The organism is Salinicoccus sp. Bachu38, from assembly GCF_038561955.2.
In the GTDB taxonomy this organism is placed as follows: Bacteria; Bacillota; Bacilli; order Staphylococcales; family Salinicoccaceae; genus Salinicoccus; species Salinicoccus bachuensis.
On record NZ_CP138333.2, the window covers coordinates 1,489,277 to 1,504,772 of the forward strand.

The 15,496-nt window shown below is 51.2% G+C and carries 13 protein-coding genes and 1 other annotated feature; all 13 genes read right to left on the reverse strand.

Annotated features, from left to right (window positions below; genetic code table 11):
* Positions 1–11: 11 nt before the first annotated feature.
* On the reverse strand, positions 12–1,283 hold the full coding sequence (locus RQP18_RS07480) for a bifunctional folylpolyglutamate synthase/dihydrofolate synthase (protein ID WP_342387117.1): 1,272 nt from the start codon (positions 1,281–1,283) through the stop codon (positions 12–14).
* Positions 1,284–1,286: 3 nt separating this feature from the next.
* The gene (locus RQP18_RS07485) at positions 1,287–3,914 is read right to left on the reverse strand and encodes a valine--tRNA ligase (RefSeq protein ID WP_342387118.1); all 2,628 of its coding nucleotides are present in this window, start codon (positions 3,912–3,914) and stop codon (positions 1,287–1,289) included.
* A gap of 45 nt (positions 3,915–3,959) precedes the next feature.
* Positions 3,960–4,166, reverse strand: a binding site (T-box leader).
* A gap of 32 nt (positions 4,167–4,198) precedes the next feature.
* The gene (locus RQP18_RS07490) at positions 4,199–5,272 is read right to left on the reverse strand and encodes an AbrB family transcriptional regulator (protein WP_342387119.1); all 1,074 of its coding nucleotides are present in this window, start codon (positions 5,270–5,272) and stop codon (positions 4,199–4,201) included.
* A gap of 103 nt (positions 5,273–5,375) precedes the next feature.
* Positions 5,376–5,873, reverse strand: coding sequence for a cytochrome c (locus tag RQP18_RS07495; protein ID WP_342387120.1), 498 nt, complete (start codon positions 5,871–5,873; stop codon positions 5,376–5,378).
* 74 nt (positions 5,874–5,947) lie between these two features.
* Positions 5,948–7,234 carry a glutamate-1-semialdehyde 2,1-aminomutase gene (hemL, locus tag RQP18_RS07500; protein WP_342387121.1) on the reverse strand — a complete coding sequence of 429 codons (1,287 nt, stop codon included), beginning with the start codon at positions 7,232–7,234 and terminating at the stop codon, positions 5,948–5,950.
* A gap of 1 nt (position 7,235) precedes the next feature.
* Positions 7,236–8,216: a porphobilinogen synthase gene (gene hemB, locus RQP18_RS07505; protein ID WP_342387122.1), complete on the reverse strand. Its 981-nt coding sequence runs from the start codon at positions 8,214–8,216 to the stop codon at positions 7,236–7,238.
* Between the two features lies 1 nt (position 8,217).
* Positions 8,218–8,919, reverse strand: a complete 702-nt coding sequence (locus tag RQP18_RS07510; RefSeq protein ID WP_342387123.1) for a uroporphyrinogen-III synthase — start codon at positions 8,917–8,919, stop codon at positions 8,218–8,220.
* Positions 8,906–9,829: a hydroxymethylbilane synthase gene (gene hemC / locus RQP18_RS07515; RefSeq protein WP_342387124.1), complete on the reverse strand. Its 924-nt coding sequence runs from the start codon at positions 9,827–9,829 to the stop codon at positions 8,906–8,908. Before hemC ends, RQP18_RS07510 begins: the two co-directional genes overlap by 14 nt.
* A gap of 12 nt (positions 9,830–9,841) precedes the next feature.
* A complete protein-coding gene (gene ccsA / locus RQP18_RS07520; RefSeq protein WP_342387125.1) occupies positions 9,842–10,666 on the reverse strand; it encodes a cytochrome c biogenesis protein CcsA in 825 nt (274 codons plus the stop codon).
* A 12-nt stretch (positions 10,667–10,678) separates the two neighbouring features.
* Positions 10,679–12,025, reverse strand: a complete 1,347-nt coding sequence (hemA, locus tag RQP18_RS07525; protein WP_342387126.1) for a glutamyl-tRNA reductase — start codon at positions 12,023–12,025, stop codon at positions 10,679–10,681.
* 139 nt (positions 12,026–12,164) lie between these two features.
* Positions 12,165–12,752 carry a ribosome biogenesis GTP-binding protein YihA/YsxC gene (gene yihA / locus RQP18_RS07530; RefSeq protein ID WP_342387127.1) on the reverse strand — a complete coding sequence of 196 codons (588 nt, stop codon included), beginning with the start codon at positions 12,750–12,752 and terminating at the stop codon, positions 12,165–12,167.
* 58 nt (positions 12,753–12,810) lie between these two features.
* Entirely contained in the window at positions 12,811–14,067 is a 1,257-nt protein-coding gene (clpX, locus tag RQP18_RS07535; protein ID WP_342387128.1) for an ATP-dependent Clp protease ATP-binding subunit ClpX, read from the reverse strand.
* 145 nt (positions 14,068–14,212) lie between these two features.
* On the reverse strand, positions 14,213–15,496 hold the full coding sequence (gene tig / locus RQP18_RS07540) for a trigger factor (protein ID WP_342387129.1): 1,284 nt from the start codon (positions 15,494–15,496) through the stop codon (positions 14,213–14,215).

A 15,496-nucleotide genomic window follows, 5' to 3' on the forward strand; every position in this document is an offset into this window, starting at 1 on the left:
ATCCCTTGGGATTATCGTCTTTTTCTGTTGTAGTACTGCTTGATTTCACTGATGAAGTATAGGCTTCCTGTCACGAGCAGGAGATCCCCTTCAAAATCTTCTATAAACTGGATATAGTCATCCACCATCGACCTGCGCGGATGCTTCACCTTCTCATATATCGCCGCTTTCGGCAGTGCTTTTGGAAAGTCGAAATCCGTCACGCTGAAGGCATCCGCAATCCCTTCGAGCTTTTCCACCATCGCAGCCAAAGGTTTGCCCTCTATGGCCGAGAAAAGCACTGTAATCTCCCTATCGGGATACTGTTTGCCGATGGTACTCACAAGCGCTTCCACCGCTTCATTATTATGGGCACCATCAATGATGACAAGCGGCTCTTCATTGATGGTTTCGATCCGTCCCGGCCAGGTGGTCTCTTCGATGGCCTGGATCATCTGGTTCCAGTCGAGGACCGCCTTTCCCCTTTCATGAAGCTCGATCAGCGCAGCTATGGCGAGGGAAGCATTCTCCTTCTGGTGCCTGCCCGCCATGCCAAGCCGGATATCCTGGAAATCGTAGGAGCCGTACTGGAACTGGAACTCACCGTTTTCGGGGATCATGATGATGTCCCTGTTCAGTTCGATCCCCTTCGCATGGTTCTCCTCGAGCACCGTATGGATATAATCCCGGGATACATCATCCTTGACACCAAAGACAAGCGGAACACCGGGCTTGATGACGCCGCTTTTGTCTTTTGCGATATCCAGCAGGGTGTCGCCCAGTATGCTCGTATGATCCAGACCGATGCTTGTCAGTACAGTCATGATCGGCTGGAATACATTCGTCGAATCATTCTTTGCCCCAAGGCCGGCTTCGACGACCACGTAGTCGACCGAACGCACCTTCCCGAAATAGACGAACATCATCATCGTAATGATTTCAAACTCAGTGGCAATGCCAAGGTCCGTCTCGGCTTCCAGTGCTTCACTCACCGGTTTGACGATGTCGACCAGGTGGACGATATCATCATCTGAAATCGGCGTCCCATCCACTGAAATCCGTTCGTTGAATGTCTCGATATATGGGGAGGTGAACGTCCCGACAGTATAGCCATTCCGGTTCAGCGCATTTCGCATATAGGACACGGTGGACCCTTTGCCATTCGTGCCGACGACGTGTATGCCATTGATATTGCGTTCCGGGTTTTCCAGACGTCCAAGCATCCATTCCATACGCCTGACACCCGGTTTGATGCCAAATTTCATCCTCTCATGAATCCAATTCAATCCTTCTTGATAGCTCATGGCCTATCCCTTTCTTTTCAGATTATCCAGCCTCTCCCTGACTTCGTTGAACTGGGACTGGTAGCCGATCTGTTTCTCCCGTTCCTTTTCCACTACATCCGCCGGTGCGTTCGCGGTGAATTTTTCATTGCCGAGTTTGCCGTCCACGCGCTTCAGTTCACCTTCAAGGCGCTTCAGTTCACCTTCAAGGCGTGCAATCTCCTCCTGCATGTCTATCAGGCCGGACAGCGGCAGTATGACTGTGGCACCGTTCACCACATCCGTCTTCACATCCGCTTCAGTCACAACTTCAGAAGAGATGTCAAGGGACCCTGGATTGCAGAAGCGTTCGATATAGTGCCTGTTGTTCTCGATGAGCTCCCGTCGTGCCGCGTCTTTGACTTCTATGAATATGTCGATCGGTTTCGACAGCGGCGTATTGACTTCGTTCCTTGTCTGGCGGACTGACTTGATGATGTCGACGAGGAGTGCCATGGCATCCTCGGATGTCGGATTGCTGAGGTGTGTATGCGCCTTTGCCCACTCGCTTGTGACGATCGTCCTGTCCGGTTCTATCGTCTGGTATATCTCTTCTGTCACAAACGGCATGAACGGATGGAGCATCTTCAGTATATTATCGAGGGTATGGAGCAGTACGGAGCGCGTCATCGCCTTCTCAGCTTCCGTGCCTTCAGCCATCGGTACTTTCGCCATCTCGATGTACCAGTCGCAGAAATCATCCCATATGAAGTTGTACAGGAGGCGTCCAGCCTCTCCGAATTCATAGTGTTCGGAAAGCTGCGTGACATTGCCGATCGTTTCATTCAGGCGCGTCAGTATCCACTCGTCGGCCAATGATTTTTCGCCTTCAAGGTTGATGTCGTCCATACCGAAGTCCTCGCCGATATTCATCAGGCTGAACCGGGATGCATTCCATATCTTGTTGATGAAGTTCCATACGGATTCGACTTTTTCATCGGAATATCTGAGGTCATGTCCCGGGGTCGTTCCCGTGGACAGGAAGTAGCGCAGGGCATCCGCCCCGTATTTTTCGATGACATCCATCGGATCGACACCGTTGCCGAGGGATTTCGACATCTTGCGGTTCTGTTCATCCCTCACCAGGCCATGGAGCAGTACATCATCGAATGGATTCTCGCCGGTATGCTCGAGGGAGGAGAAGATCATTCTCGCGACCCAGAAGAAGATGATGTCGTAACCCGTCACAAGTACGTTCGTCGGGAAGAACTTCTTCAGATCATCCGTCTCCTCGGGCCAGCCCATTGTAGAAAACGGCCATAATGCACTGGAGAACCATGTATCCAGCACGTCTTCGTCCTGAACCCAGTTGTCTGGATCCGCCGGTGGTTCCATGCCGACATGCATCTCTCCTGACTCCTTATGGTACCAGGCCGGAATCTGATGCCCCCACCAGAGCTGGCGGGAGATGCACCAGTCGCGGATATCCTCCATCCAGCGGCGGAAGGTTGCATCGAAACGGTCCGGCACGAAGTTGATTGCATTGTCGGAATCCTGGTTGTCCAGGCTCTTCTTCGCAAGGTTATCCATCTTGACGAACCACTGTGTGGACAGGTAGGGCTCGACGACCGCCCCGCTGCGCTCGGAATGCCCGACGGAATGGACATGCGGCTCCACTTTGATCAGATAGCCTTCGTCCTCGAGATCCTTGACCAGTGCCTTACGGCACTCGAAACGGTCCATCCCTGCATATCTGCCGGCGAGGTCGTTCATCGTACCGTCTTCATTCATGACATTGATCCGCTTCAGCTCATGGCGTTCACCGATCACAAAGTCGTTCGGGTCATGTGCCGGCGTCACCTTCATCACACCAGTGCCGAATTCCATATCGACATACGGGTCTGAAATGATCGGCAGTTCGCGTCCCATGATCGGCAGTGTCACGGTCTTGCCGATATATTCCCTGTAGCGGTCATCATCTGGATGGACGACGATCGCCGTATCACCGAGCATCGTCTCCGGTCGTGTCGTGGCGATCTCAAGATGATTGCCATCCGGGAGCGGATACCTTACATGATAGAAGTTCCCCTCGACTTCCTTATGGATGACTTCGATGTCACTCAGTGCAGTCTGAGTCGCCGGATCCCAGTTGATGATGTACTCGCCCCGGTAGATCAGCCCCTTGTTGTACATGTCGACGAAGACTTTCCTCACTGCCTTGGATAGACCCTCGTCCATCGTAAAGCGCTCCTTGTCATAATCGAGGCCGAGGCCGAGCTTTTTCCACTGGCTGCGGATGAAATCGGCATACTCCTCCTTCCAGTCCCATGCCCGTTCAATGAACTTCTCCCTGCCGAGATCCTGGCGGGTGATGCCCTGCTCGCGCAGACGCGCTTCCACCTTGGCCTGGGTCGCAATGCCTGCATGGTCCATGCCGGGAAGATAGAGGACCTCATAGCCCTGCATCCGCTTCATGCGCGTGATGATATCCTGCAGGGTCGTATCCCACGCGTGGCCGAGGTGCAGTTTGCCCGTCACATTCGGCGGCGGGATGACGATGGAGTACGGGGGCTTGTCGGAAGCCGCATCGGACTTGAAATAGCCGGCCTCCACCCATTTTTCATATTTACCTTCTTCAACCATTTTCGGATCGTACTTTTTGGACATTTCCATAACATTCTCTCCTTTAGACAAAATAAAAAGCTTCCTGTCCCATGACTATAGGACGGAAGCTCCGCGGTACCACCTAGATTCAGCATGAAATGCTGCACTCGAGATGATTAACGCTCATCCCACGTCAGGCCCTACTCGGGGTCAGGACTGATCTCTGCAGACTACTTTCATGGCATACTTCGGCATGTTCACAGCACCCACATGCTCTCTGTAACCCGTATACCACTACTCTTCTGCCTTCATCTATTGCATTAATTTTATAGTATTCCAACACCCCGGTGCTGTCAAGTCCCATCCTCCGCATGCTGGCGCCGGCGCCTGTTCCGTCTCAGGAAGTAGTTTATGAAGGGGGCGACGATCAGAAGGATGAAGAAGATCCTGAATATATGATAGCTGGAAATCATCGCGGTGTTGGCACCCATGTCAACGGCAACGATGATGATCTGCCCGATGCCGCCCGGCGCCGCACTCAGGAACAGATCGGTGAAATTATGGTCGGTCACCAGGAGGAACAGCATCACCAGCCCCATCGTTCCTGCAATGACCAGCACATTCTGTATGATCATGGAGGCGATCAGACGGCTGTTCAGCTGGGTGACGAGCGTCGATACCTGGAAGCCGATCCTTATGCCGAAGAACAGCTGGGCTGCATACATGAATTCGGTGTTGACCGAGAATGTGTAATCCGTCACCATGTTCCAGCCGAGCACGGCGAGCATCGGCCCCATCATGAATGGCACAGGGAATTTCAATTTTGCGAGTATGAAGATCACGACAGGCATGGCAGCGACGATCCAAAGCATGTCCCGTGTCATGACGGACAGGAGCGGAGAGGCGGTTTCATTCAAAGCCCCCGCCCCACTGTCCGTGGTAAAACTCGCGATCAGCGGTACGAAGATGACGACAAGTACGATGCGCGACATCTGTGTCAGCGTGACAAGCAGAAGATCCGCACGCTTCTCCTCCTCCGCCATGACGATCATCTGTGACAGTGCGCCCGGCACCGAGGAAAGTACGGCCGTCTCCATGGTACAGCCGGTCATCTTCATGAAAAACCTTGCCAGAAGCAGGCTCAGAATGATGATGAGCAATGAAATAAGTATGATGTTTATGTAATCGTCAGCCATGTCATGGAGTGTCTGCAGGGTGAATGCAGAACCGATTTCCGCACCGATGATGACCAGTCCGACATTGCCCAGCCATTTGGGATAATGGAAATGGCTCGTCACCAGCCTGTAGAACAGGACGGTTGCGATCATCGCACCGAAAAGCCATGGCAGCACCATCCCGACCCACTGCAGCAACGCAGACAGGACGAGTGCGGCAAGAAACAGAAACAGCAGATTCAGATACTTCATCCCGTCTACCTCCTCCCATTAATTATTTCGGAATCCAAAACAATATTCATGCATAATGCAACCCCGCCCAGTCTGCACTGCTGCGGGGTTGTCATGGACAGAATTAGTTTGTGCTGCTGTCTTCGGAAGTCTCTGCCTCATCATTGGCTGATCCCGGCTCCTCTTCGGTGACCTCAGCATCGGAATCATCGGATGATCCCTCTTCAGTACTCTCTTCCTCTGTGCTTTCTTCTTCAGTGGATTCTTCAGTGGACTCCTCTTCAGCACCGGAACCTTCTTCGGTGGATTCTTCGGAACCGGAGCCTTCTTCGGTACTTTCCTCTTCGGTCAGGCCTTCTTCCTCTGTTTCTTCATCTCCGGAAGTTGTGGATGTAGAGCCGCCCTCTTCATCTTCACCGCCGCTGAACTGGTTGATGATCAGAGGAATGAGCAGTAGGACAATAACAATTGGAATGATCCACATAAGCGGATTTTTCTTGTTGTCCTCTTTGCGATCGATCATTTCCCTGTTCTGACCTTCGATGTAGACTTTATCTTCATCTCTTTCGCCTTTCATGTTCGCTTTCTTGTCGGATATGTGCTTATCCTTGTCATTGGCCATTCAAATTACCTCCCGTTATCTATTCTATTTCATTATACACTTTATTCTGCGCATATAAACTCGAATTTCGGAGGCTATTTCCGCGCAACGCGTTCAAGTGCTTTCCCGAAGGCATCCAGTGTCTTCCTGATATCTTCTTCGGTATGCTTGGTTGACAGGAACATGCCCTCGAATTGGGAAGGTGGCAGATAGACGCCTTCCTGCAGCAATTCCTGGTACAGATTTTTGAAAAGCTCGAGATCGCTTGTATTCGCACTGTCGAAATCCAAGACCGGACCTTCAGTCAGGAAGAAACCGATCATCGATCCGGCACGATTGACTGTGAGCGGATATCCTTTTTCACTGAAGATATCCTTAAGACCGACTTCAAGCATGTCGCCAAGCTTGTTGAAATGCGCGTAGCTTTCCGGTGTCAGCTGTCTGAGCGTCTCAAGCCCTGCCGTCATCGCAAGCGGATTGCCGGACAGCGTGCCTGCCTGATAGATGTCCCCGACGGGTGCAATGCGTTCCATGATGTCGCGCCTGCCGCCGTATGCCCCTACAGGCAGTCCGCCGCCGATCACTTTGCCGAGGCATGTCAGATCCGGCGTAATGCCATAATGTCCCTGTGCACTGTGATAGCCGACACGGAAACCGGTCATGACTTCATCAAATATGAGCAGCGTATCATTCTGCTCCGTAACTTCACGTACGAACTTCAGGAAGCCCTCTTTCGGAGGGACGACGCCCATATTTCCGGCGACCGGTTCCATTATGACCGCCGCAATATCCTCGCCGAACTTGTCGAACGCCTCGGAAAGGCTCTCTTCGTCGTTGTAAGGTACAGTGATTGTATTCGCCGCCGTACCTTCGGGCACCCCTGGAGAATCCGGAAGTCCAAGCGTCGCAACGCCACTGCCTGCCTTGATCAGCAGGGAGTCGCTGTGGCCATGGTAGCATCCTTCGAACTTCAGTATCTTATTCTTTCCTGTGAACCCTCTGGCCAGCCGCAGCGCCGCAAGCGTCGCTTCCGTGCCCGAGGACACCATGCGGAGCATCTCGACCGAAGGTACACGGTCGATGACGAGTTCCGCCAGTTCATTTTCAAGTTCTGTCGGTGCACCGAAGCTGGTGCCTTTCTGTGCTGCAGCGGTGAGGGCGTCGACGACTTTTTCATCGCTGTGCCCGAGGATCAGGGGGCCGAAGCTGAGTACATAGTCGATGTACTCATTGCCGTCCACATCATAGGTTCTTGCACCTTTCGCGCGATCTATGAAGACCGGATTCATGCCCACGGAGTTGAATGCCCTGACAGGACTGTTCACCCCGCCCGGCATCAGGTCTTTCGCTTTTTCATAAAGTGCTTCAGATTTTTCGTACATTCTATTCCATCCCTTCATCAAGCATTCTGCATATGTCTTTGGCAAAGTATGTGATGATCATATCCGCCCCGGCACGCTTCATCGAAACCATCTGTTCCATGATGACGGACTCCTCAAGGAGTCCCATATCGACAGCGGTCCGTGTCATTGCGTACTCTCCACTGACATTGTAGGCGACTACCGGCACATCCGTATTGTTTCTGACATCTCTGATGATGTCAAGATAGGACAGCGCCGGTTTGACGATCATCATGTCGCATCCCTCTTCGAGGTCGCTTGCCAGCTCACGCTGTGCCTCCAGACGGTTTGCAGGATCCATCTGATAGGTCCTGCGGTCGCCGAAGGACGGCGTGGAGTCCGCTGCATCACGGAATGGCCCGTAGAATTTGGAGGCATACTTGATGCCATAGCTCATGATCGGAATATGGCTATAGCCATTGTCATCGAGCCCTTTTCTGATCTCCGAGACGAAGCCATCCATCATATTGCTTGGCGCGATGATATCCGCTCCGGCTTTCGCCTGGGAGACGGCCGTCCTGACAAGGAGCGGCAGTGTGCTGTCATTATCGACATCCTGTGTATCCGGGTCGATGAGTCCGCAATGGCCGTGATCCGTATATTCACACAGGCAGGTGTCCAGAATGACCAGTATTTCAGGATACAGCCTTTTCGAAATCCTGCAGGCTTCCTGGATGACGCCATGGTCATGGTAGGCACCATGGCCCTCAGGGTCCTTTTCATCCGGTATGCCGAAGAAGATGACGGATTTGATGCCGGCCGCCTTCACCTCTTCCAGCTCTTCATGGAGGCGGTTCAGTGAAATCTGGAAGACACCCTTCATGGATGGCACTTCCTCTTTCACATCATCGGATTCCACTACAAAGATCGGATAGATCAGATCTTCCTTTGCAACTTTCGTTTCCCTGACCATGTCCCTCATAAATTCTGTTCTTCTCAGACGTCGATGTCTATCGAAATTCATTTTATACTCCCCTATCTATTCTATCTTCCAGCATCAGGATCATATCTTCAATTGTTTCCTTTTCCGGCTGTATGGAATCTATGCCGCATTCCCTCAAAGCCTCCGCCGTCACATGTCCGATGGCAGCTACGGTCATCCCGTCAAGCACATCGGGGGAGAACCAATTCATGAAGGTCCAGACACCGGATGGGCTTGAGAATGTGATGGCATATGGCGCTTCCAACAGCAGTGCATGCAGCGCCTCCCTCGAGGGGCCGTTATCCACAGGCCGATAGAGGTTGATGCGCGCCACCATGCACCCCTGTCTGCCCAGGTGCTCATAAAGGAGCGGGCGGGCACGCTCGCTGACAGGATAGAGTACACGATCACCCGGATGGGCTGCAAAATTTGCCATGAACCCTTCCTGCGAATAGTCCGGCGGTTCGAAGTCCACAGTGAAGCCATGGGACTCCAGGCTCTCGCTCGTCTTCCTGCCGATGCTGGCCAGCCTGCCGAACTTGACGGATTCCATGAATGGAAGGAAGTGCTCCACTGCATTACGGCTTGTAAGCACAAGCCAGTCATATTCATATTCAAGCAATGACGCATCAAAAGGCAGCCGTTCGGTCGTGATCAGCGGCACATGATGGAGCGCGAGCATCCCGGACCGGAATTCCGGCTCCCTGCTCTGCGTCATTATGACCGATGGCCTAGAGTTCTTCATTGATGCGGTCGATGATATCCTTTGCGCCGATGCGCTCCATCTCATCAGCGACAAGATTGCCAAGCGTCTCCGGATCCTGATGGGATTTCTTGACGATATACTGTTCGCTGCCATCTTCAGGCATGATCAGGCCCGTCAGATAGAGTTCTCCATCTTCATAGGTCGCATAGCCGCCGATCGGCACCTGGCAGCTGCCATCCATGCGCTTCAGGAAGGTCCGCTCTGCAGACGTACATGTTGCATCCACATCGGAATGCACCTTCTGCAGCATCTCGATCAGCTCCTTGTCGCCGGAACGGCATTCGATGCCGAGTGCTCCCTGGGCAATGGCCGGAATGAATGATTCCGGATCGAAGTATTCCGTAACGATATTATCGGACCAGCCCATGCGTTTGAGGCCAGCAGCCGCAAGCACGATCGCATCATACTCCCCGGATTCCATCTTCTTGATGCGCGTATCGATATTGCCGCGTACCCACTTCACTTCTACATCATCACGCATGGCAAGCAGCTGGGCACCCCGTCTCAGGCTGCTCGTACCCACGACGCTGCCTGCCGGCAGGTCCTTGAAGTGCACCTTGTTGTTGGACAGGAAGGCATCGCGCATATCCTCCCGCTCAGGTACACATGCGATGGTGAAACCTTCCGGCATGGTACTCGGCACATCCTTCAGGCTGTGGATGGCCATGTCGATTTCCTCGTCGGCGAGGGCCTGCTCGATCTCTTTGACGAAAAGGCCCTTGCCCCCCACTTTCGACAGCTGGACATCCACAATCCTGTCCCCTTTGGTCACTATTTCCTTGATTTCGATATCCAGGTCGGGGTAATGCGATTTAAGACTGTCGATGAACTGTCTGGACTGGGTCATCGCCAGACCACTGCGTCTTGAACCAACGATAAATTTTCTCATTTTGCGTCTCCTTTAGTAGCTCCAGAAATGAAAACTGGAAAGCTGTGTAATGAATAGATAGTTCAGCATGCATATGATGAAGATCAGGATGTTGAACCAGGCAAACTGATAGATGCTGCCCTTTATTTTCAGGTGGAAGAACAACCCTGTATACAGTATGAGTACAAACAGGGTGCCAAGCACCTTGAAGTCGCGGAATATTTCAGTTCCGAATATATATATGCCCCACTGGGTTCCGAGGAATATGCTGATCAGCATGAACAGGACACCCAGGACGAGCGTGCGTATCATCGTCTTTTTGGCCGTCTCTATGCTGAAGAGGGAAAAGAAGAGACGATTGAAACGCTTCTTTTTCAGATTATCATATTGAATGATATATATCACGGCATGTATCACTGAAATGAAATACAGCACATAGGCAAACAGTGCCAGCACGATATGGATGACGAGCAGTTCATTCATGATGGCTGAAACTTCCGTCACCCTGCTGTAGGTGACCGGTGCAAATGTGTAGATGGAAAATAATATGAAAGCACAGAATACATAGAGCGAAAAGGCGATCTCCGAATCGCTCCGGCTGTAATGCACCAGTCCCATGATCACGACCAGGGCCGAGAATACATATATCCCTTCAAAAGTTGTCTGGATCGGGATGCGGCCGAGGGTCGCACCGATATAGATGAAGGATGCGACCTGCAGTACGGCGGCGATGATGACAAGATAAAAGGAAACCTTCCTGGCCAGCCGATTCCTGAAAAACAGATCGTAGCTTAGCACAGAAAGGCTCAAAAAGTATAATAACAGTATAAATTCATGACTGCGGAACATCATATCCATATGGTTTCCACCTTAATCGAGTGCCAGCTCCTGCTTCCTTGCCAATAGCTTCTTCTGCTGTTTCTCTTTCTCCTGCTGGCGGATGGCATCCACTTCTTCCTCGATGCCGAAGAGCTGCTCTATTTCTTCAAGTTTCGCACCTGCTTTCCGGTCACCTGAAATCTCCTTGGTATAGATGATCGGATCTTTGAGCATCTGGTTGATGATGCTCTTCATATGCTTGGATATCACTGTACGCTCGCGGTCAGTCATATCCGGCATCTTCCTCTCCACACTCTGGAATGTTTCCTCATGGATGGAGAGCGCCTTTGTACGGAGTGCCTGTATGACCGGAACGACACCGAGCATGTTCACCCATTCGGTGAACTTGTCCATACTTTCGGCAATCATGCCTTCGATTTTGGCAGCTTCCTCCTGGCGTGTGGAGAGGTTGGCATCAACCAGCCCCTGGAGATCGTCCACATTATACATGTAGACATTGTCCATTCCGCCCACTGTCGGATCGATGTCACGCGGCAGAGCAATGTCCATCATGATCAACGGCTTCCCTTTGCGGCTCGCCATCGCTTCTGACACCAGTTCTTCCGTAATGATATAGTTCCGTGCAGCAGTGCTCGAAATTACGATGTCGGCACCCGTGAGCTCTTCCTCCAATCTGTCGATGGAGGCACTTTTTCCATTGAACCGGTCTGCCAGGCGTTCAGCCTTCTCTTCCGAACGGTTGACGACCGTGACATTCCTGATGCCGTTCGACGTCAGGTTCAGAAGGGACTGTTCCGCCATCTCGCCTGCCCCGATGACCAGCACTTTACTGTCACCTACACGGGAGAATATCTTCTTTGCAAGCTCCACGGCGGCGTAGGAGATGGATATCGCATTCTTGGAGATGTCCGTTTCGCTATGCCCGCGCTTTGCCACTGTGATTGCTTCTTTGAAAAGCTTGTTGAACATGGTTCCGGTCGTATGCTCTTTTTGGGCAGTAAGGAACGCATCCCTCATCTGGCCAAGTATCTGTGTTTCTCCCAGAACCATCGATTCCAGGCCGGAAGTGACACGGTAAAGATGTTCGACCGCCTCATCCCCGACTTTGATATCCGTAATCCTCTTGACCGATGCCAGGTCAAGGTTGAACCAGTCGGCAAGGAACATCTGGGAATAATACTTCCCTGTATGGACCTGGTCGCTGACGACGTAGACTTCCGTCCTGTTGCATGTAGACAGAAGCACGGCTTCGAGCACGCTTTTCTGCTCCCTCAGCCTATGTAGCGCCGGGATGACTTCTTCGTCCTCGAACGCCACCTTTTCTCTTTCTTCAACACTCGCTTTTCTGTAATTCAGACTCAATGCGATAACATGCATCCGAATTGCCCCCCACTATCCTATTATGCCTCGTCTTTGGACACTTTCAATAATTATTATTTTAACAGATTGCAGGAGCATAATCCACGGCACAAACTTATTTATATCAATTATAAATAAGAAATTTTTGTGAACAATCCTACATATGCTGTGAAATTGCCTCCATCGCCTTGGAAAGGTTCTTTTTGTCCACCGCAGAGAAGGGAATCATCACATCCCCTTCTTCAAAGTCGATGGTCTCCCTGACCACTTTCAGATGCTTCTGCAGTTTGCTTTTTGGAATCTTATCCATCTTGGTGCATATCATGATCACCGGAATTTCAAAGTGCTTCAGGTAATTGTACATCAGTACATCATCTTCCGTCGGCTTATGCCTCAGATCGACCAGCTGGATGACAGCAGCAAGCTCCTCCCTCTCGGCCAGATAGTTCTCGATCATCCTTCCCCACTCTTCGCGGGCCTTCTTCGACTGTTTGGCATAGCCGTAGCCGGGCACATCGACAAATACGAACTGGTCGTCCATATTATAGAAGTTCAATGTCTGCGTCTTGCCGGGTTTGGAGGATGTCCTGGCGATGTTCTTGCGGCCTGCCACTGCGTTGATGAAGGAGGACTTGCCGACATTGGATCGCCCGCTCAAAGCGATTTCCGCGAGGCCAGTTTTCGGATACTGCGCACTGCTTACAGCAGAGATGAGTATTTCTACATTGTTTGGATTGATTCTCATCGCTTTTCTTCCTTTCAGTAAAAAGAGCTGTCCATGGTTCAGACAGCTCTTTCAAACATTATGCACTTTTTCGGTTCAGTTGAATCTCTTCGCCGTTTTCATCGAATAGCAATGGTTCTGCTTCCTCTTCGATTGTAGCTCTTGTGATCTGCACCTTGCGGATCTCATCATTGGAAGGCACATTGAACATGATGTCCACCATGCGCTCCTCGATGATGGAACGGAGGCCACGTGCACCCGTTTTCCTTTCGATTGCAAGTTCACTGATCGCGTTCAGGGCATCCTTATCGAATTCCAGTTCCACATTATCAATCTGGAGCATCTTCTGATACTGTTTGACGAGTGCATTTTTCGGCTCTGTCAGAATGGAGTTGAGTGCCTCGACATCCAGTTCCTCAAGATAGCTGATGATCGGTACACGGCCGATGAATTCTGGAATCAGGCCGTAGCTCTGGAGGTCGTCCGGGCGGACTTTCGCCATGAGCTCATCCTTGTCGTTCGCTTTCTCGGATGCACCGCCGAACCCGATGACTTTCTCGCCGATACGCCTCTTGATGATTTCATCCATGCCATCGAAGGCACCACCGAGGACGAAGAGGATATTCTTCGTATCGATCTGGATGGATTCCTGGTTCGGATGCTTTCTTCCACCTTGGGGCGGAACACTTGCTGTCGTTCCCTCGAGAATCTTCAGCAGCGCCTGCTGCACGCCTTCACCGGAGACATCCCTTGTAATGGAAGTATTCTCGCTCTTGCGTGCAATCTTGTCGATTTCATCGACATAGATGATGCCCTGTTCAGCACGCTCGACATCGAAATCTGCTGCCTGGATCAGACGGAGGAGGATGTTCTCGACATCGTCGCCCACGTAACCTGCTTCAGTCAGGCTTGTTGCATCCGCAATGGCGAAAGGCACATTGAGCGTCCTGGCCAGTGTCTGGGCGAGCAGTGTCTTGCCGCTTCCTGTCGGTCCAATCAGCGCGATGTTGCTCTTGGAGATTTCCACGCCGTCTTCCTGGTTCTGGTTGATACGTTTATAGTGGTTATATACAGCCACACTCAGCGCACGCTTGGCATTGTCCTGACCGATGACATAGTCATTCAGCGCTTCCAGTATTTCCTGTGGCTTCGGTATTTCTGTAAACACTTCCGTCTTCTCGGACTTCAGTTCTTCTTCGATGATTTCATGACAGAGTTCGATACATTCGTTACAAATGTAGACACCACTGCCTGCGATCAATTTCTTCACCTGTTCCTGATCCTTACCACAGAAGGAACAAGTGAGATTTGTGTCGTCTTCATTAAATTTAAACATTTTCAACACCTCTTTTTTCATTCCTGTAAAATATACTAGAAATCATCATTAAAATCAAATATACAGTCTCAGAGCTTCATAAAGCTAAGAGCTCTGCAACGGCCTGTTGCAGAGCTCCTGATTCATTTGTACTCTTTTGCTTCCATTACTTCTGTTTTCTGTTATCTACAAGTACATCGATTGCCTTCTGTACTTTGAGGTCGTCCTGGAGCATGGAGAGGTCGCCAAGAGTGGATTTGATGTCTTCCACACCGATGCCGAACTGTTCACTCATCTTTTCAAGCTCTTTGTCCATGTCCGCTTCCGTCACTTCGATGTCCTCGTCAACAGCAATCTGTTTGAGTACGAGATTCGTACGTACACGTTTCTGTGCATCGTCCTTCATCTGTTCACGGAGCGCATTTTCGTCCTGGCCGGACAGCTGCTGGTACATCTCCATGTTGATGCCCTGCTGGGAGAGGCGCTGTTCGAATTCCTGGAGCATCCTGTCCGTTTCAGTCTTGACCATCGCTTCCGGTACATCGATTTCTGCATTTTCCGCAGCCTGTTCGATGAGCTGTTCCTTCATCGTCACATCTGCTTCGTTTTCCTTAGCTTCTTTAAGGTCTTTTTCGAGCTTCTCTTTCAAGGCGTCCACAGTTTCAACATCCTGATCGAGTTCCTTCACGAGGTCGTCGTCAAGCTCAGGGATCTCTTTTGATTTGATGCTGTTGACCTTGACTTTGAAAGTCGCTTCTTTGCCAGCCAGCTCTTCTGCATGGTACTCCTCAGGGAAAGTGACGTTGACGTCCTTCTCCTCTTCAGCACCCATGCCGACCACCTGGTCTTCAAAACCTGGGATGAAGCTGCCGGAACCGATTTCGAGTTCATATCCTTCAGCCTGTCCGCCTTCGAACTGCTCGCCATCTACATAGCCGTCGAAGTCGAGGTTGACGACGTCTCCCTCTTCAACTTTTCCGTCTTCCTTAACAACCATGTCCGCATGTGCTTCGAGCATGTTGTCGATTTCCTTCTGTACATCCTCTTCAGTCACTTCAGTCTCAAGCTCCTCAGCTTCAAGTCCTTTGTACTCGCCGAGCTTCACTTCAGGTTCCACGATGACTTTCGCAGTGAAGATGAGGTCTTTGCCTTTTTCCATCTGCTCGATGTCCACTTCAGGCTGGTCCACCGGGTTGATTTCCGCTTCATTTACAGCTTCTGTGTAAGCTTTTGGAAGCAGGATATCCAGTGCGTCCTGGTAAAGGGATTCGACACCGAAACGCTTTTCGAACATCTGACGAGGCACTTTGCCTTTCCTGAATCCAGGTATGCTTACTTCTTTTGATACTTTTTTGAATGCTTCATCGAGAGCACCGTCAACTTCCTTTGCAGGAACTGTGACAGTCAGAACTCCTTCATTACCCTCTTGTTTTTCCCACTTTTGAGACAT

Bases quoted from the DNA above. Each gene is read 5' to 3' on its own strand.
- ccsA (WP_342387125.1), bottom strand. From the start codon at position 10,666: ATGGATATGATGTTCCGCAGTCATGAATTTATACTGTTATTATACTTT.
- RQP18_RS07510 (WP_342387123.1), bottom strand. From the start codon at position 8,919: ATGAAGAACTCTAGGCCATCGGTCATAATGACGCAGAGCAGGGAGCCG.
- hemC (WP_342387124.1), bottom strand. From the start codon at position 9,829: ATGAGAAAATTTATCGTTGGTTCAAGACGCAGTGGTCTGGCGATGACC.
- hemL (WP_342387121.1), bottom strand. From the start codon at position 7,234: ATGTACGAAAAATCTGAAGCACTTTATGAAAAAGCGAAAGACCTGATG.
- clpX (WP_342387128.1), bottom strand. From the start codon at position 14,067: ATGTTTAAATTTAATGAAGACGACACAAATCTCACTTGTTCCTTCTGT.
- RQP18_RS07495 (WP_342387120.1), bottom strand. From the start codon at position 5,873: ATGGCCAATGACAAGGATAAGCACATATCCGACAAGAAAGCGAACATG.
- RQP18_RS07485 (WP_342387118.1), bottom strand. From the start codon at position 3,914: ATGGAAATGTCCAAAAAGTACGATCCGAAAATGGTTGAAGAAGGTAAA.
- yihA (WP_342387127.1), bottom strand. From the start codon at position 12,752: ATGAGAATCAATCCAAACAATGTAGAAATACTCATCTCTGCTGTAAGC.
- hemB (WP_342387122.1), bottom strand. From the start codon at position 8,216: ATGAATTTCGATAGACATCGACGTCTGAGAAGAACAGAATTTATGAGG.
- hemA (WP_342387126.1), bottom strand. From the start codon at position 12,025: ATGCATGTTATCGCATTGAGTCTGAATTACAGAAAAGCGAGTGTTGAA.
- RQP18_RS07490 (WP_342387119.1), bottom strand. From the start codon at position 5,272: ATGAAGTATCTGAATCTGCTGTTTCTGTTTCTTGCCGCACTCGTCCTG.
- tig (WP_342387129.1), bottom strand. From the start codon at position 15,496: ATGTCTCAAAAGTGGGAAAAACAAGAGGGTAATGAAGGAGTTCTGACT.
- RQP18_RS07480 (WP_342387117.1), bottom strand. From the start codon at position 1,283: ATGAGCTATCAAGAAGGATTGAATTGGATTCATGAGAGGATGAAATTT.